Consider the following 17,703-nt stretch of genomic DNA (forward strand, 5'->3'; position numbering starts at 1 on the left):
TCGTCGCAGTTGAGTCATGAGCGGCTGGTTGCTGTTATGCGTCGTCAACGATGGCAAGATTTCTTATTTCATAAAGTAACCCTCGGCTTTGCCGCACTGGTATTGGTTGTGCTGCTGGGGATTATCATTTCTCTTTTTCTGCGCGCCATACCGGCCATGCAGGAATTTGGTTTGCCGTTTATTACCACGATAGAGTGGGATCCGGTGAATGACAAGTTTGGTGGCCTGATTGCCATTGCAGGCACCTTGAGCACATCCATCATTGCGCTTCTGATTGCGTTCCCGGTCAGTTTTGGCATTGCTTTATTTCTGACTGAAATTTGCCCTGCCTGGCTCAAGCGTCCTTTGGGTACAGCAATCGAATTGCTGGCAGGTGTGCCGAGTATTATTTATGGCATGTGGGGGCTGTTTATTTTTGCACCTTTATTCTCGACCTATATTCAGCCTTTCCTTGCGATGACGCTCGGCAAGCTGCCCGTTATTGGTGTGCTGTTTTCCGGTCCGATGATCGGGCTGGGTATTTTGTCGGCAGGTGTCATTCTGGCGATTATGATCATCCCTTTTATTTCTTCTGTGATGAGGGATGTATTTGAAGTGGTGCCGCCGGTGTTGAAAGAGTCCGCATACGGACTCGGCTGCACCAAATGGGAAGTGGTCCGAAAAATTGTGCTGCCTTATACTAAAATCGGTGTGGTTGGTGGCGTGATGCTCGGTCTGGGACGTGCGCTGGGCGAAACGATGGCGGTTACATTCGTAATCGGTAACGCACACAAACTCTCCTGGTCTTTGTTCTCCGCCGGAAACAGTATTGCATCGACGCTGGCGAATGAGTTTGCCGAGGCTGAATCAGTACTGCACACTTCCTCCCTGTTTTTATTAGGTCTGATTTTGTTTGTAATCACTTTTGTTGTGCTGGCTGCGGCGAAGCTTTTACTGCTGGGATTGAGCCGTAAAGAAGGAGCCAAATAATGGAAAATACCGCTCTGCAATCTGCACAGAACCCTGTCTATCGACGCCGTCTGCTGATACATCGTATGGGCATTGCATTGTCATCGATTGCGATGGCTTTTGGTATCGGCTTTCTGATGTGGATTTTATTCACATTGTTAATCAAAGGATTTTCTGCCATCAATCTGGCTATGTTTGTCGAGACGACTCCCGCACCAGGAAGTGATGGTGGTGGCCTGATGAATGCGATTGTCGGTAGTGTGATGATGGTGGGTTCTGCCACGCTGATTTCGACGCCGATCGGTATTCTTGCCGGCATTTATCTGGCGGAATACGGAGATAAAAGCTGGTTTGGCGGCATTACCCGGTTTGTAACGGATATTATGTTGTCGGCTCCTTCGATCGTGATTGGTTTGTTTGTGTATGCAATTTATGTTGCTAACGTCAAGCATTTTTCCGGCTGGGCTGGCAGTGTGGCGATTTCATTGATCGCCATTCCTGTGGTGGTGCGTACGACAGACAACATGCTGGGATTGGTACCTGCAAGTTTGCGTGAAGCCGCATTTGCGCTCGGCGCACCACGTTGGAAGGTCGCATTGCTGGTGCGTCTGCGCGCAGTTAAAGCGGGTGTGGTCACGGGTATTTTGCTTGCCGTTGCCAGGATTTCCGGCGAGACAGCACCTTTGCTGTTCACCGCGCTGAATAATCAATTTTTCAATGGCAACATGAATAAGCCAATGGCTAATCTTCCGGTCGTCATCTATTCGTATGCAATGAGTCCTTATGACAACTGGCGTGAGCTGGCATGGGGCGGAGCCTTGCTGATTACTTTCAGTGTACTGGGCTTGAATATTTTGTCGCGTACCTTGTTTAACCAAAAATCACAGCACTAATCTGAGTATCGATATGACTACGAATCCAACAACGACACAGAAAAAAGCAATCGAAATCAACGGGCTGAATTTTTATTATGGTGCCACACGCAGTCTGCGCGATATTAATCTGAATATTTTTGATAAAAAAGTCACCGCTTTTATCGGACCATCCGGTTGTGGTAAATCGACCTTATTGCGTACATTGAACCGCATGTACGACTTGTATCCTGGTCAACGCGCCGAAGGACAGATTATTTATAACGGAAAAAATATTCTGGATACCGATCAGGATATTAATCTGCTGCGCGCCAAGGTTGGCATGGTATTCCAGAAACCGACACCGTTCCCAATGTCGGTTTATGACAATATCGCTTTCGGCGTGCGTTTGTATGAAAATTTGTCCAAGGGGGAAATGGATGAACGCGTCGAATGGGCATTGAAGAAGGCGGCGATCTGGAATGAGGTCAAAGACAAGCTCAACAAGAGCGGCCTAAGCCTGTCCGGTGGACAGCAACAGCGTTTGTGCATTGCACGCGGTGTTTCCGTCAAGCCTGATGTATTGCTGCTGGATGAACCGACGTCGGCACTGGATCCGATTTCCACCGTCAAGATCGAAGAGCTGATCAACGAACTGAAAGAGGAATACACGATTGCCATCGTCACGCATAACATGCAACAGGCGGCACGTTGTTCGGACTATACCGCTTACATGTATCTGGGAGAACTGGTCGAATATGGGGAAACCGATCATATTTTCATGAATCCGGTGAAAAAAGAAACCCAAGACTATATTACCGGTCGTTTCGGTTAATTGATTTCTCAAAGATCAGAAAGACAGGAGAACCCCGTGACAGGCGAACACTCTTCAAAACAATATGATATGGATCTTGAAACCATTCGTTCCAAGGTGCTGATGATGGGCGGCTTGGTTGAAAGCCATTTTCATGACGCCATGTCCTGCTTCCGGACTGGCAATGCAGAGCAGGCTGAAGCAGTCATTCAGTCAGATCTGGAAGTAAACCGGCTGGAGGTGTCACTGGACGATATGTGCAGCCATCTGATCGTAAAACGTCAGCCGGCAGCGAATGATCTGCGCACTGTCATGGCAACCGGAAAGGTAATCACCGATCTGGAGCGCATTGGCGATGAATCCACCAAAATTGCACGGATTGCCAAAGAATCACAAAACGGCCGCCGGGTTAACTCCATGTTTAATGGTCATGAAACCGTGCGCGTCCTGGCCAGCAGCGTGGCAGATATGTTGCATCAATCGCTGGATGCATTTGCCCGCCTGGATGATGCCAAAGCGGTGCAACTGATCGCACAGGATGCCATTATCGATAACGATTTCCGTTCGATCATGCGCAACCTGATTACTTTCATGATGGAAGATCCAAGCACGATTTCTTACGCACTGAATGCATTATGGGTGGCAAAGGCTATCGAGCGTATCGGTGATCATGCCAAAAACATCGCGGAACATACCATCTATATTGTCGAAGGTAAAGATATCCGGCATTCAGATTATGTCGCCGTCAAACAGGATCAGAAAAACTAAAAAAGACAATGGCTGCCGATACCACTATATTGATTGTTGAAGACGAACCAGCAATTGTCGAGCTGGTCAGTTTCACTTTGCGCGCTGCTGGCTGGAATACCTTTGCGGTAAATAATACGGCTGAAGCATGGGAATTTATCCAGCGCCGGACTCCGCAACTGATCCTGCTTGACTGGATGCTGCCTGACCAGAGCGGTCTGCGTCTTTTATCCCGGATTCGTTCCGATCGGCAGTTCAATGAAATTCCCGTGATCATGCTGACGGCGAAGAGCATGGAAGAAGACAAGATTGCCGGCTTGGATCATGGTGCCGACGATTATATTACTAAGCCGTTTTCACCCCGTGAGCTGACAGCCAGAATGAAGGCACTGTTGCGCCGCAAGAGCCCGGAACATGCGCAGACTGCCTTGACTGTCGGCAGTGTGGTGCTGGATCCGGTCAGCTGCACGGTCAAGATCAATGATCAGAAGGTCGACATCGGCCATGCCGAATACAAGCTGCTGAAGTTTTTCATGGCGCACCCGGAGCGCGTTTTTTCACGCAGCCAGTTACTCGATAAAGTATGGGGTGACCATGTGGTGATTGAAGAGCGTACGGTGGATGTTCATGTTCTGCGTTTGCGTAAAGTATTGAAATCTGCCGAGTCACTGATCAAGACCGTCCGCAGCGTTGGCTACATGCTATCGGAAAAATAATCGACACCGGTTCCGGTGACAACCTGTACTGGAACCCGATTTATCGCACCATTGATTACATGAAAAAAGTTGTCAGAAAAATTTTCGGATCATGCGATCAATTTCATAAAAAACAAATGAAATCCGTTGCTGTTTTTAATAGTCTGACCAGCCGTTCACACTGATTCTGCCTACCCCATTTCAATAAAAATATCAGGGATTTTCATGTCTCCGCGCCTTATATTCTGGATTTCCAATTCTGTACGGATGTTACTCGTCATCATTGGAACGGTTATTGCCTCTTCTATGTGGGGCATTACGTGGGGGTTATTTCTTGGGTTAGTGGCAATGGCTGTACTGATCCTGATGCAGTTGTTTTACCTGCAGCGATTGGCTGACTGGTTAGATAATCCGAGGAGTTCACGTCTGCCAGATGGGTGGGGAGCATGGACCGATATTTTTTCGCGTCTGTATAAATTGCGCCGCGAGGATGAAAAGAATCAGACCGAGCTGACCGAGTGGCTGGCGCGCTTCAGGCAGGCAATGACTTTACTGCCGGATGGCGTGGTCATCATGGATGATGTTTTGTTTCTGGAATGGTGTAATCCAGCTGCGGAGAGCCATCTTGGGCTCAGTTTGATACAGGATAAAGGCATGCGCGTCACGAATCTGGTGCGCAGCCCGGAATTCATGGACTACATTATTCTCGGGCGTTACGACACGCCTCTCACACTGTCGTTCCGGGATCGCAAACTGATCACTCATATCATTCCGTTTGAAAACCGGCGCCAGATTCTGGTCACGCATGATATTACCGAATCAGAACGCATTGATATGATGCGGCGAGACTTTATTGCCAATGCTTCGCACGAATTGCGAACGCCGCTGACAGTGATAAACGGTTTTCTCGAAATTGCATCGCTGCAACCGGAACTGGATGCGGCAACCCGGAGCGCGCATCTGAAACTGATGTCAGAGCAGGGGGCGCGTATGCAGAGACTGGTTGAGGATATGCTGACGCTGACCAGGCTGGAATCTATGGATCATCTGCTGCGCACGGAAACGATCAATATGCGCGTCATGCTGGAGCAGATTTTGCAGGAGGCGCATGCGCTGTCCGCTGGGCATCATCAGGTGACATTGGATTTCAATGGCCCGGATATCCGCGGCAGTACTGATGAAATCCGTAGTGCGCTGACGAATCTGGTGACGAATGCCATTCGTTATACGCCTGAAAAAGGTACCATCCAAATCAGCTGGACAAATGGAAATGCCGGTCCTAAATTCACCGTTGCTGATAATGGAATCGGTATCAGTCCAGAACATATTTCACGGCTGACGGAAAGGTTTTACCGCGTGGATAAAAGCCGTTCCAGAGAAACACAGGGAACAGGACTGGGATTGGCGATCGTCAAACATGTTTTGTTGCGCCATAAGGCCACATTACTGATTGACTCCGTACCTAATGTTGGGAGTAAATTTTCTGTCCAATTTCCCGCTAATGCAGTCATTGAAGCCTGACTATCTTCCCTTCCGGTGGAATAGCAAACGATAAATTTTGTTATTCCCATCATCCCCCTGGTTGTAATGCGGTACACTCAAAAAATTGCTGCTAAAGATGGTGGGTTTACTGCTGACGAGAGTAAGCCTGAAGGGAATGTTCGATGAAAATGAGCGTTTTAGTGCTCGATGATGCACAGATTAATGTCACATTACTGTGTCTGTTACTCAAGAAAATCGATCAATGTGAGGCGGTCAGCTTTGTTGAGCCAGAGTCAGCTTTAAATTGGTGCAATAGTCATGTACCAGACCTGGTGATGGTGGACTATATGATGCCAATGATGGATGGTGTAGAGTTTATCCGCCGCTTCCGGCTGCTTCCCGGCTGTCACGATATCCCGGTGTTGATGATTACTGCTAACAGCGAGCTGGAGCTCCGTTACCAGGCGCTGGATGTGGGGGCCAATGATTTTCTGATCAAACCGATTGATAAAATTGAATTTTTGGCACGAACCAAAAATATGCTTGCCTTGCGCGAAAGCCAGCGTTTTTTGCAGGACAGAGCCAGCTGGCTGGCCGTCGAGGTAAAAAAAGCGACTACGGAAATTCGCGCCAGGGAAAGAGAAACCATTTTTCGCCTGTCCAAAGCAGCAGATTCCAGAGACCCGGAAACAGGGGCGCATATTCTGCGTATGGCAAACTATTCACGGATTATTGCGGAGCATCTCGGATTATCCGAGGAGGAACAACAATTGTTGTTGGAAGCGGCACCCATGCATGATCTTGGAAAAGTCGGCATTCCCGACAGCATCTTGCTCAAACCCGGAAAACTGACCGCGGATGAATTCGAGATCATGAAACGGCATGCCCGGATGGGGTACGACATACTTGCCGGAAGCGCATCGGAAATGTTGCAGGCAGGAGCGCAGATTGCTTTGTCGCACCATGAAAAATACGATGGTACGGGGTATCCGGAAGGCTTGAAAGGGGAAGAAATTTCCTTATTCGCCAGGATTGTTGCCGTAGCAGATGTGTTTGACGCACTGACATCCGAGCGCCCGTATAAAGCAGCCTGGGATGTGCATGATGCGCTAACTTTCTTGAAAGAGGGGGCTGGAAAACATTTCGATCCGCTCTGCATCAATGCCTTCATTGCTGGCTGGGAGCAGGTGCTTGAAATCCGTAACCGTTATCGAGATGAAACCACAGGAAGCGGTGTTCTATCCTAAGTGGCTTTAGCTGTACCCCAAAAAGCCCCCCATCTGCCTGCGTTTCTGATTGACCTGATCTGAACCCAGTGGACTGGTCGGGCTTTATGATATTTTCCTTACGTGATGATCACCCCAACGTTGAAGGGAATTGCTATCCGTTTCTCTGAAAAATATTGGGTTGGTTTATAAAAGTGATCCGGCCATTCCGGAAATCCGGGATGGTTGCGTCAGATTATGGCCAATCGGTTTACCTGTGCAAAAAGCGGACTCCGCCCGGATTGCCTGCACTGATCGTCGATGATCATGCAATTAACCGGCTATTTTTTCGATACACCCAGAAAATGGGAAATACAGATAAGGCTTGCAGCGCCCAGACAAGAAGCACTGGCATTGATAGCGCAGTAGGCTTCAGGCAGCCAATTTGATGCGGTATTGCTGGATGTCTGTGTGCCTGAAATGAATCGATTCGATTTCTGGATACGGTTGCACGACCAGTACGAATTGCTAAAAAATCAGAAACGGGTGTTATCGTTGCTGTGTAAATGAGGATGTGTTGCTATTGTTGCTGAAAACAGTTTGAGCGCTTTAGCGAAATTTTTGCAAAAACCGTTTGTGTGATTCTGATGGATATGCAGATGCCGAAAATGGGGTGGCATTGAGGCGACTCGGCGTATTCGTCAAACAGAGGCAGAATGCCGTTACCACAGATTCCCATTATTACGATGACCGCGAATGCGACGCCGGGTGACTGGGAACATGTCAGGTTACAGGAATGGAGCAGTATGTTTCCAAGTCGATTAAGGCTGAATTACTCAGGGATTTGTTAATTCAATTTCAGACAGAACTTAAAAAGAATATGAATGAAAAATCACAGGAAATGAAATTTGCCGCGAGTCTGCAGCAAGGTCAACATGTGCAGGAATTTGATTACGATAAAGCATTGCTGAGTGCCGATGTGGAAATCGTCAGAATTATTGGCGACAGTTTTTTAGAGGCTTGTCCGCAGTATCAGGATGAAATCGTGGAGGCCATCCAGCGACAGGACAGCGAATTGCTGTATCGTTCCGCGCATACCTTGAAAGGTTTAGTGGGGAATTTCGGGGCGGATCCAGTGGAATTCCTGGCGCGAGACCTGGAGTTATCCGGGAAAAACAATCGCTTTGAAGGCGTGACAGACACACTGCAGCATTTGTTGAGTGAGCTGGCTTTAATGAATCTCGCTCTGAGAAAATTTCTGGCGTCGCAGGAATAACAATGATTGAACGGCATCGTGTGGTGACGCGCTGTCACCGCACTGCCATTTCAGCGGGCTCAGATGGCTAGCAGATAATTCACCAATGCGCCGCCTGCGATGAGCCATATCCATAAACTGGCGGATAAAAGAAACGGCGGCCAACCGGCCTGTAGCACGGTGCCGATCTGTGTATTGACTCCCAGTGCAAACATTGCCATGGACAAGGCAAAAGTATCCGCCTGAATCAGGCTGGCCCGGTACGCTCCGCTGATCCATCCAGTAGAGTTGATCCCCACGACCAAGATAAATAACACGGTAAACCACGGCATCCGGACTGAGGGCTGTCCATTTTTCTCGCATGACGTATGAAAGTGGCGCAAACCGGCGGGCAATAAAAGAAGAAATGGCGCCAGCATCATCACTCTGACCATTTTGGTGACGATCGCTGTGTCTGCCGCCAGATCGCTGACGGCTTTACCTGCGACGATCACTTGTCCTGCTTCATGAATGGTGGAGCCGGCGTAAATTCCATACGCTGTCGGACTCAGGTGAGCCAGGAGCAAGGGGAATATGGGGTAGAGCAACATGCTGCAACTGCCAAACAGGACAACCCCGGCAATTGCCACACTGACTTCTTCCGATTTACCTTTGACGACCGGCTCCGTTGCCATGATGGCTGCAGCCCCGCAAATCGCACTGCCAGCGCCGATCAGCATACTCAGCTCCCGGTTCAGGCGGAATACTTTGGTTCCCAGAAAGAGAGCAATTCCAAACGTGCTGCAGACAATCAATGCATCAATCAACACAGCCTGCAGACCGATATGGGCAATATCCTGCAGGCTCAGACGTAATCCATATAAAACAATGCCTGCACGCAGCAATTCCTGGCGTGAAAATTGTATACCCTTGCTGAATTGGGCAGCATGCTTTCTGAACAGACTGTTGCCGAGGCAAATTCCGGCAAACATCGCGATACTCAATGCGCTGAGACCGTGTTGCTGCATCCATGCTTGCTGAGCCAGCAGCAACGCACCCAATGCGAAACAAGCGCATAAAAACACACCAGGGGAAAAAAGAGAGAAATTTTTGCGGAAACGAAAGGCAGTGTTGAAGGTGGTGTATGCGGGCATGATCTCTGTATCCAATAAAGATGCTGTGCAGCATAGGGGAATATATTAAAATTAAAAAACGGATTGTTTTTGTATAATTAACCTAAAAAACAGGTTGATTGAATTTGATTAAGTTTGATTAAATGAAATTAAGTCTCCGCCAATTACAAGTATTTCTCGCAGTTGCTGAATCTGGCAGCACGGTCGCGGCGTCGGAAGTGGTGTCGTTATCGCAATCGGCTACCAGTGCGGCCTTAAATGAGCTGGAGCATGTCCTGTCCCATCAATTGTTTGACCGTATCGGTAAACGTCTGGTGTTGAATGACAATGGACGGTTACTGTTACCGCAAGCGCGTTTACTGCTGGATACCGCCGCTTCCGTCGAGCAATTATTTACGGAGGGAGATGATCTCTGGTCCGGCATCCGGATCGGTGCCAGCATGACGATCGGGAGTTACTGCTTACCGGCATTGCTGGCGGATAGTCAGAAAGAGCGCTCATCCGCACGGCAGCAGGCTGATTTGCCGGATTATCCACAGTTATACATTGCCAATACGGCAGAGATCGTGAATGCAGTTGCAGGGTACGCTGTGGATTGCGGTTTTATCGAAGGCGCCTGCCACGATACGGAATTATCCGTGGAGCCGTGGCTGGAAGATGAGATGGTGATCGTCTGCTCATCAGATCACCCCCTGGCAACGCGCAATCATGGCCGCGTGACTCATCATGACCTGCAGTCTGCCCGGTGGCTGTTGCGGGAATCCGGTTCCGGCACCCGAGAACATGTTGAGCAGATGTTGCTGCCCTACTTGTCTTTCCTGAAAGTTGCGGGGGAGTTTGGCAATCCGGAAACGATCAAACATGCAGCTGCCGCAGGTCTGGGACTGGCTTGCATTTCCAGAATCGTTGTGGAGGATTTGCTGGCCCTTGGACGTTTATGCGAATTGCAAACGGAGTTACCTGCGTTGAGAAGGCATTTTTATCTGGTTTATCACCGGCATAAATTGCTTTCTCCCCGTTTGCAGCACTTTCTCGGTTATTGCAGGGAATGGGTATAAAGAGGATGCCACATGATGATGCGACATGCAGGATTAATGTGAAATGGGCTCAGTACGTTCCCGCAGCCAGCTCAGGGCAGCGCCGGAAAGTCTGGATGCGAGGCGTTGCCGGACCGTTGCATGGTAATCGTTCAGCCAGGCGATTTCGTCGGTTCTCATCAGTGCAACCTGAATGCAGCGGGTGTCAATCGGGCACAAGGTGAGGGTTTCAAATTTCAGGTAATCACCGAATTCCGTGCTCACTGCCGGAACCGTCAGCAGTAGATTTTCAATCCGTACACCCCATTTCCCAGAGCGATAGATACCCGGCTCATTAGAAGTGACCATGCCTTCTTCCATGGCAGTATGCGCTTCTGCCAGCGCGCCGGAAATGGATTGTGGTCCTTCATGGACATTCAGGAAATAACCGACGCCATGACCAGTACCGTGGCCGTAATTGATTCCTGCTTGCCAGATGGGGGCGCGGGCGACCGTATCGAGCGCCGGTGAAGGGGTTCCACGCGGGAATTGCATCTGCGACAGGTTGATCATACCTTTCAGGACCAGTGTAAAGTCATTTTTTTGTGCTTCCGATACTTTACCGACTGGCATGACGCGGGTGATATCAGTGGTGCCATTCAAGTATTGTCCGCCCGAATCAATCAGTAATAAACCATCGCCTTCAATCACGGTATGTGAGTCAGGCGTTGCCCGGTAATGCGGCATTGCTCCGTTACCGTTAAAACCAGCTATTGTGCCAAAACTGGGTGAAATGAAATGGGGCTGCCGGGCGCGAGCCGCGCAGATTTTTTCGTCGATCGTGAGTTCGGTCACTGTTTCTGTTCCCAGTGCAGACTCCAGCCAGCTGAAAAATTCACAGAGCGCCGCACCATCTTGTTCCATGGCTTCCCTTATATGAGCGATCTCTTGTGCATTTTTCCGTGACTTCGCAAAGACCGAAGGATTAATGGCTTCAATGACGTGTACTTGAGGCGGCACGGCTTTTCTGAAGCCATCAGTTATGCGCCGTGGATCGATCAGCAGGCAAGCGTCGTCCGGCAAGCTGCTGATGGCTTTCTGGGCATCGGAATAATCCTGCACCGTGATCTGATCCTCTGCCAGCCGGGCAGCCAGTTCGGGACTGATTTTTCCGGAAGAAACAAACAGTGTGACACCGTTTTTACCGATCAGCGCATGTGCCACAAATACAGGGTTGTAACTGACATCTGAACCGCGCAGATTGAAAATCCAGGCGATGTCATCCACGGTCGAGACAAAATGCCAATTGGCTCCCCTGATCTGCATTTGCTCACGAATCAGTGCCAGTTTTTCCCGGCGGCTAGTGACGGCAAACGGTGCGACATGTTCAAAGACCGGGGACTGCGGCAGTGCTGGTCGCTGAGCCCAGGTTGCCTGCAGCAGGTCATGGCTGGTATCGAGCCGTATCCCGCGTTTTTGCAGGGCAGTTTCCAGGGTTCTTGCCGTTGCCAGTCCCAGAACCATGCCGTCTGCGCCAACAGTCTGACCTGGTTGCAGATGGTTGGCCAGCCAGTCAATATGTAGGGTTGCCGCCGCCGATGCGATTTTCATCACCTGGATGCCGGTTGGTGCCAGCTCTTTTTCCGCCTGGCTCCAGTAACGGCTGTCCACCCATAATCCGGCAAAATCTGCAGTCACTATCAGTGTGCCGACCGACCCGGTGAAACCTGAAAAATAAGTTCTGCCTTGCCAGTGGTCTGGCAGGTACTCTGATAAATGCGGGTCGGCAGATGGAATGATGCAGGCATCCAGTCCGCGAGATTGCATTGCATGACGGAGTTGCAACAGACGTGCAGGGATCGGGGAAGTTACTGCGTGGGCAATAGTCGGATTATTCATGAAAAGTATTCCGGATCAGGGGAAAGACGGATTAAGCAAGTCCGGTGAGTATACTGTAAATATATTAGTGCGTTGAAACTGTGCGTATTTCGTCAGCTTTTCAGAAAACGACGCATAACGTAAGGCGCAGGTTCCTCAGGATTGGCATGCGCATATGCCAGCCCCGGAGCCAGTTCAAATCCATAGCCGGCATAAAGCTGCAGGAAATGGGGTTGATCATGCCGCACCGCGAGGCGAAGTTCAGCGATAGAGCGAATACCGGCAGCAGTGATCACCGCTTCCAACAACAGCCGCGACAGTGCCTGCTGTCTGTATGCCGGCAGGATGCCCATGCGGCGTACTTCCCACAGATGAGGATTTGTATCCGGCGCGGCCCAACGCACAGAACCGACCGGCTCTTGACCGGCGAACAGTAAAAATGCTCCGCCGCCAGATAAATCCTGCGCCACGATAACTGGTATCTCACGATGCGCAGCCGAGCTGGGCGCTACACTTCCCGCCCAGCACGAGCGGGTGAGTGCTGTAATTAATGCTGCATCTGCAATCGCGGCTTCCCGTATCGTCAAGGTCATTGCGCTGGGAGAAGTGCTGAAGGGGTTACCTTACCCGCATACCAGGTTGCGCACCCGGCCAGGCTTCCAGAATGTACAGGCCGGGATTGATTTTTTCATCGGCGGCTGACGCGGCCAAGACCATGCCTTCGGATATGCCGAATTTCATCTTGCGTGGCGCCAGATTCGCAACCATTACGGTGAATTTCCCGATCAGCTGTTCTGGCTGGTAAGCCGATTTGATGCCGGAAAACACATTCCGGGTTTTACCTTCACCCACATCCAGTGTCAGGCGCAGCAGCTTGTCCGAGTCTTCTACGTGTTCGCAATTGACGATCTTTGCGATACGCAGATCGACTTTGGCGAAATCGTCGATCTTGATTTCCGCCGCCAGTTCTTCGATCGCTCGATCCGCCTGAGGTTGCGCTTCGGTCGCAGCAGCGATTGTTTTATCACCCGCTTTCACAGGTTCAGCGGCTGTCGGTGCATCGAATAATTGATCGAAAATCTTAGGATCAACCCGCTGCATCAGATGTTCAAATGAATTTATTTTTTGTGGGAAAATTGATAAATCATTCCACGTAAATTCCTCATTTTGACCAAATAATTGTGTCGCAACGGTATTTGCTAATTTAGGCAAAATAGGTGTCAGCATTACTGTTAAATATTTAAATCCTATGATCGCAACTGAGCAAACTTCGTGTAATTGTCCGAGCAAATCGGCGTCGTTCGTATTTTTCGCAAACTCTTTTGCCATTGCCCACGGTTTATGAGTATCTACGTAGACATTGATTTTGTCCGCGAAACTCATGATTGCTCTAACTGCAGCTGCATATTCACGAGACTCATAAAGATCTTGAACTAGTTTGGCTTGTGCTAGGCCGCTTTCCAAAATACTAGTCCCATCTCCGCGATAAGCCGAAAAAGCCTCTGAGTTGATGTGCATAGTTCGCCCACGACTCACACTTCCAGAGAAGTATTCATTTAAAAACTTTGCCGATCTGCTTGCAATGTTGATGTACTTGCCGATCAAATCGGAATTCACGCGTGCCACGAAATCGTCGGGATTCAGATCCAGATCTTCGACTTTCGCATTCAGCTTCGCGGCGAAGTAGTAACGCAGCCATTCCGGATTCATGCCGATATCGAGGTAGCGCAAAGGCGAAATGCCGGTGCCGCGCGATTTCGACATTTTTTCGCCGGAGACTGTGACGAAGCCATGTGCATACACGTTATCCGGTGTTTTGTAGCCGGAGAATTTCAGCATCGCAGGCCAGAACAGCGTGTGGAAGTAAGTGATGTCCTTGCCGATGAAATGGATTTGCTCGGTGGTCGGATCGGCCATGAACGCATCAAAGTCCCGTCCAGTCTTACCGAAATAATTTTTCAGCGAGGCCAGGTATCCGACCGGCGCATCGAGCCAGACGTAAAAATATTTGCCCGGCTGATCGGGAATCTCGATGCCGAAGTAAGGCGCGTCGCGGCTGATGTCCCAGTCGCCCAAACCTGAGCCTTCGCCTTCGCCGTCCAGCCATTCGCGGCATTTATTCGCGACTTCGGATTGCAGCCGATCGTCTTGCAGCGCCCAGCCGCGCAAAAAGTCTACGCACTTCTGGTCCGATAATTTGAAGAAAAAATGTTCTGACGATTTCATGACTGGTGTGGCACCAGTCAATACAGAGTAAGGATTGACGACTTCGGTCGGCGCGTACACGGCGCTGCAGACTTCGCATGAGTCGCCATACTGATCTTTGGCGCCGCATTTCGGGCATTCGCCCTTGATATAACGATCCGGCAGGAACATGTTTTTGACCGGATCGTAGAATTGCTCGATGGTTTTGCTGGTGATGAAACCGGCAGCTTTGAGTTTGCGGTAAATGTCCTGCGACAGCGCGTGGTTTTCCGGGCCGTCAGTCGAATGCCAGTTGTCAAACTGAATATGGAAACCATCCAGATATTGCTTACGGCCGGCGGCGATCTGCGCCACGAATTCTTGTGGCGTGATGCCTGCTTTTTCAGCGGCAATCATGATCGGCGCACCGTGCGCATCATCAGCACCTACGAAATGCACTTCGTTACCCGACATTCGCTGATGTCTGACCCAGATGTCGGCCTGGATGTATTCCATGATGTGACCGAGGTGGAAGGGCGCGTTAGCGTAAGGGAGGGCGGTGGTAACGAACAGCTTACGGGTCATGTTGATGCACTTTGAAAATGAAGGGACAAGTCTGTTATTTTAACAGTGAAATCCCCTTGCGATATTGATGGAAGGCGTTCGACGTCTTTTGCGTTACTTTTAATCCATATTCATAAAATTTACGCAAAATTATTCTTGCCCAGGGAGTGCAGCCAGCAGCGCATCGGTGCGATCAGGTGCAGCAACAACGTCAGGGCGGTTTTGTGTAAATCCGGTGACAGGTACCAGATGGCTACACCAGCCAGCGACCATCCCGGTAGATATTTTCTCCATCCAGCAGGACTGTTTCTGTAATGGCAAATACGTCGACATGATGTCTTCCTTCTCCGCGTTTAATATGCGGCTTGGCGTAACTGCCATGTTTTGATCCCAGTGACAAATGGATTCCACACATCCTTTCATAGGTTCCGATGTCCTGCACGGTGCGTTCCCGGCTGAATGCCCGGTTCATGCCAAAGCCAAGTTCCCTGACCCAGACAACGCCATCGTCTTTTCGTATATTGGCTAGAACCGTGTCAAATTCAGGTGTGGAATTTCTGGCATTCACAACCTGGCCTTTTTCTACAATCAGGGTGATCGGCTGTGGCGGCTGATTGATGCGGAAAGTGGTGTCGCCAAAGATGAAAATCCGGATACTGCCATGTACAGCTTCCAGATCTATCGATTCGGTAAACACCTCACCGATGGGGAATTGTCCACCCACATTTTTCATACCGCTGTAATCACCGATATTCATTTTGGCAGGCTCGAAACGGCCGCTGAAAATGAGCTGCTCGCCTCCACTGTCGATCAGTCCATGCGATGCATGATCGATCTTTTGTTTCAGCGCCAACCCGGTATTTCTGTAATACCCGGCATCATAAGCCAGGGAATCAATGTAATAATCGATTTCTTGTCCGGTCATACGCGCGAGATGCGGATGTTCAATGACTTTCAGCCCTTTTTTAAACAGTTCAACCCGCAGGCGGTAGGCTTCCAGCCTGAAATTGGTGGACTGTACGAGGATCACCAGATCGTGCTCATGCAATCCATGTAAGGTATTCAGCACTTCGGCGCCAGAGCTGGCCTGAAAATCGATTAAGCTGGCATCCGGCAGGCAGGCACGATAGGCTGCAGTCAGTATGCACGCCAGAGGGCAAGCCTGATCGTAGACGACGACCGCCTTTTGTGAGCTGGTATGTCCGAAGACTGTTCTGATTACGGTGTCCAGATAGCTTGTCGCAGTGATGACCTGATTGTCAGTGTACGTCGCAGACGAGATAGCAGGTGCAGGGAGCGGATGGGTGTTCATGGCAGGATAAATACAAAAAACAGCCTGGTTAGTGACGAAAGGACTGCAAGGAGTGCTGATAAAGTTATTCATCATTTTAACAAGCACACCCGGTCTGATTGCATATTTCTCTGTGTAGGCATGATTTTCGTCAGATATTGGATGGCGTACTGCGTGATCAGATAACTTTATACTCATCTGCTCTGATCTGCAGGTATGATCTCGGACTGATGAAAACAGGAAGCTGGGTGCGTGCTGCATTGTGCCTCCGGACAATGAAAACAACGACTAAAAATATTATTTATCTTGTCATGGTTCAGGGGCTGATTTACCTGGCACCGCTGATTACTCTGCCGTATCTGACCCGGACGCTGGATGTGGATGATTTTGCTGCGCTGGGTTTTGCGCAAGCGATTGTGCAATATTTTATTTTGCTGACGGATTACGGTTTCGGCATTACGGCAACTCGTTTGATTGCGCTAGACAGCTCCAATAAACAGGCTGTGTCCGATGTGGTTGCGAACACACTGGCGGTCAAACTGTTACTGGCATGTTTGTCTGCGCTGATTTGCCTGCTGCTGGGTATATCGTTTGCTGATGTGCGGCATTACAGGATGTTGTTGCTGGCGTGTTTTGTCGGTGTATTGGGGAATGCGCTGTTTCCTGTCTGGCTGTTTCAGGGATTGGAAAAAATGCGGGTACTCGCCATCATCACCAGTCTTTCCCGCCTGTTGCCCTTGCCGTTCGTATTCTGGCTGGTTAAGCGGCCGGAAGATGTGGTAACCGCTGCTGTGCTGCAAAATATCCCAGGCATACTGGCGGCATTGCTGACGTATGCATATGTTCAGAAAAATCACCTGGTGAGCAGCGCGCCGATCAGTGTCAGCAGTGTCAAAGCGATGCTGACAGAGGGATGGCCAGTTTTTTTATCGAATATTTCTACCAGTTTTTATACGACTATCAATATTATTCTGCTCAAATTTTTTGCCGGTGCAGAGCAAGTCGCTTATTTCGCCGCAACGGATAAACTGCGTGTGGCGGCGCAGGGTTTTATCCAGCCGGTGGCATCAGCACTGTTTCCGCGTATTGCCGCGCTTGGTGCGGAGCCGCAGGCATGGCCCGAGGTACGGAGACTGATTCGTCGTGGCGCCTTGTTTTTGCTTGGGATACAGCTGGCTGGCGGACTGGTTTTGTTCTGTTTTGCGGATATGATTGCACTGCATTATCTGGGGGCAAAATTTCAACCAGCGGCAATTTATCTCAAAGCACTGGCATTTCTGCCGCTGGTGATTGGCGTGGCGACGATTATTTCTCAATGGCGTTTCCTTGCTTTGGGGCAAAGCCGTATATTGAGCCGTATTTATGTGTTCGCCGGACCAGCGCATGCGCTGTATGCTGCGTACCTGACCTGGAAATGGCAGTCGACAGGACTGATTGCCAGTTTGTACCTGACGGAGATCATGATTACGCTGGCAATGATGGTGGCTGCCAAGAGAAAAGGGATGCGGCTGTGGTGAGTATCGCTTACAGGGTCTGATAAGATGGTTTTTATCGTACTCATGCAATATTCCAGAGGTGTTGCCATTGCTGTTCGTCATAACGGGTTTGTCAGGCGCACGGCCAACCATGTTCGGTCTAACCAGATCAATGCCATCTGCATT

At 49.8% G+C, this 17,703-nt stretch carries 15 protein-coding genes; 10 read left to right on the forward strand and 5 right to left on the reverse strand.

Annotated features, from left to right (window positions below; all coding sequences use genetic code 11):
* Nucleotides 1–36: 36 nt before the first annotated feature.
* The 8 genes from pstC to HV832_RS13485 all read left to right on the forward strand — a co-directional run bounded on the left by pstC (nucleotide 37) and on the right by HV832_RS13485 (nucleotide 8,018).
* Nucleotides 37–969: a phosphate ABC transporter permease subunit PstC gene (gene pstC, locus HV832_RS13450; protein ID WP_399311236.1), complete on the forward strand. Its 933-nt coding sequence runs from the start codon at nucleotides 37–39 to the stop codon at nucleotides 967–969.
* Nucleotides 969–1,841, forward strand: coding sequence for a phosphate ABC transporter permease PstA (pstA, locus tag HV832_RS13455; protein ID WP_176804372.1), 873 nt, complete (start codon nucleotides 969–971; stop codon nucleotides 1,839–1,841). Before pstC ends, pstA begins: the two co-directional genes overlap by 1 nt.
* A 13-nt stretch (nucleotides 1,842–1,854) precedes the next feature.
* The gene (gene pstB / locus HV832_RS13460) at nucleotides 1,855–2,634 is read left to right on the forward strand and encodes a phosphate ABC transporter ATP-binding protein PstB (RefSeq protein ID WP_176804373.1); all 780 of its coding nucleotides are present in this window, start codon (nucleotides 1,855–1,857) and stop codon (nucleotides 2,632–2,634) included.
* A 36-nt stretch (nucleotides 2,635–2,670) separates the two neighbouring features.
* Nucleotides 2,671–3,381: a phosphate signaling complex protein PhoU gene (gene phoU, locus HV832_RS13465; protein WP_176804374.1), complete on the forward strand. Its 711-nt coding sequence runs from the start codon at nucleotides 2,671–2,673 to the stop codon at nucleotides 3,379–3,381.
* An 8-nt stretch (nucleotides 3,382–3,389) separates the two neighbouring features.
* Entirely contained in the window at nucleotides 3,390–4,076 is a 687-nt protein-coding gene (phoB, locus tag HV832_RS13470) for a phosphate regulon transcriptional regulator PhoB (protein ID WP_176804375.1), read from the forward strand.
* 204 nt (nucleotides 4,077–4,280) lie between these two features.
* Nucleotides 4,281–5,576 carry a phosphate regulon sensor histidine kinase PhoR gene (phoR, locus tag HV832_RS13475; RefSeq protein ID WP_176804376.1) on the forward strand — a complete coding sequence of 432 codons (1,296 nt, stop codon included), beginning with the start codon at nucleotides 4,281–4,283 and terminating at the stop codon, nucleotides 5,574–5,576.
* 143 nt (nucleotides 5,577–5,719) lie between these two features.
* On the forward strand, nucleotides 5,720–6,784 hold the full coding sequence (locus tag HV832_RS13480) for an HD domain-containing phosphohydrolase (RefSeq protein ID WP_317889339.1): 1,065 nt from the start codon (nucleotides 5,720–5,722) through the stop codon (nucleotides 6,782–6,784).
* An 838-nt stretch (nucleotides 6,785–7,622) separates the two neighbouring features.
* Entirely contained in the window at nucleotides 7,623–8,018 is a 396-nt protein-coding gene (locus HV832_RS13485; RefSeq protein ID WP_176804377.1) for an Hpt domain-containing protein, read from the forward strand.
* Nucleotides 8,019–8,077: 59 nt separating this feature from the next.
* Here the strand turns inward: HV832_RS13485 and HV832_RS13490 are convergent, their stop codons facing one another.
* A complete protein-coding gene (locus HV832_RS13490; protein ID WP_176804378.1) occupies nucleotides 8,078–9,130 on the reverse strand; it encodes a YeiH family protein in 1,053 nt (350 codons plus the stop codon).
* Nucleotides 9,131–9,252: 122 nt separating this feature from the next.
* On the opposite strand from HV832_RS13490, the gene HV832_RS13495 reads away from it, so the two are divergent.
* Nucleotides 9,253–10,167 (forward strand): LysR family transcriptional regulator, encoded by a 915-nt coding sequence (locus tag HV832_RS13495; RefSeq protein WP_176804379.1) that lies wholly within the window; start codon nucleotides 9,253–9,255, stop codon nucleotides 10,165–10,167.
* Nucleotides 10,168–10,200: 33 nt separating this feature from the next.
* Here the strand turns inward: HV832_RS13495 and HV832_RS13500 are convergent, their stop codons facing one another.
* From HV832_RS13500 to HV832_RS13515, 4 genes are all read right to left on the reverse strand, one after another.
* Nucleotides 10,201–12,024, reverse strand: coding sequence for an aminopeptidase P family protein (locus tag HV832_RS13500; protein ID WP_176804380.1), 1,824 nt, complete (start codon nucleotides 12,022–12,024; stop codon nucleotides 10,201–10,203).
* 92 nt (nucleotides 12,025–12,116) lie between these two features.
* Nucleotides 12,117–12,596 carry a GNAT family N-acetyltransferase gene (locus tag HV832_RS13505; RefSeq protein WP_176804381.1) on the reverse strand — a complete coding sequence of 160 codons (480 nt, stop codon included), beginning with the start codon at nucleotides 12,594–12,596 and terminating at the stop codon, nucleotides 12,117–12,119.
* A 25-nt stretch (nucleotides 12,597–12,621) separates the two neighbouring features.
* Entirely contained in the window at nucleotides 12,622–14,772 is a 2,151-nt protein-coding gene (gene metG / locus HV832_RS13510; RefSeq protein WP_176804382.1) for a methionine--tRNA ligase, read from the reverse strand.
* 232 nt (nucleotides 14,773–15,004) lie between these two features.
* On the reverse strand, nucleotides 15,005–16,063 hold the full coding sequence (locus HV832_RS13515) for a M29 family metallopeptidase (RefSeq protein ID WP_176804383.1): 1,059 nt from the start codon (nucleotides 16,061–16,063) through the stop codon (nucleotides 15,005–15,007).
* A 254-nt stretch (nucleotides 16,064–16,317) separates the two neighbouring features.
* On the opposite strand from HV832_RS13515, the gene HV832_RS13520 reads away from it, so the two are divergent.
* Nucleotides 16,318–17,559 (forward strand): flippase, encoded by a 1,242-nt coding sequence (locus HV832_RS13520; protein ID WP_176804384.1) that lies wholly within the window; start codon nucleotides 16,318–16,320, stop codon nucleotides 17,557–17,559.
* Nucleotides 17,560–17,703: the final 144 nt, after the last annotated feature.

The organism is Cognatundibacterium oligocarboniphilum (genome assembly GCF_013377855.1).
Taxonomy (GTDB): domain Bacteria; phylum Pseudomonadota; class Gammaproteobacteria; order Burkholderiales; family Burkholderiaceae_D; genus Undibacterium; species Undibacterium oligocarboniphilum.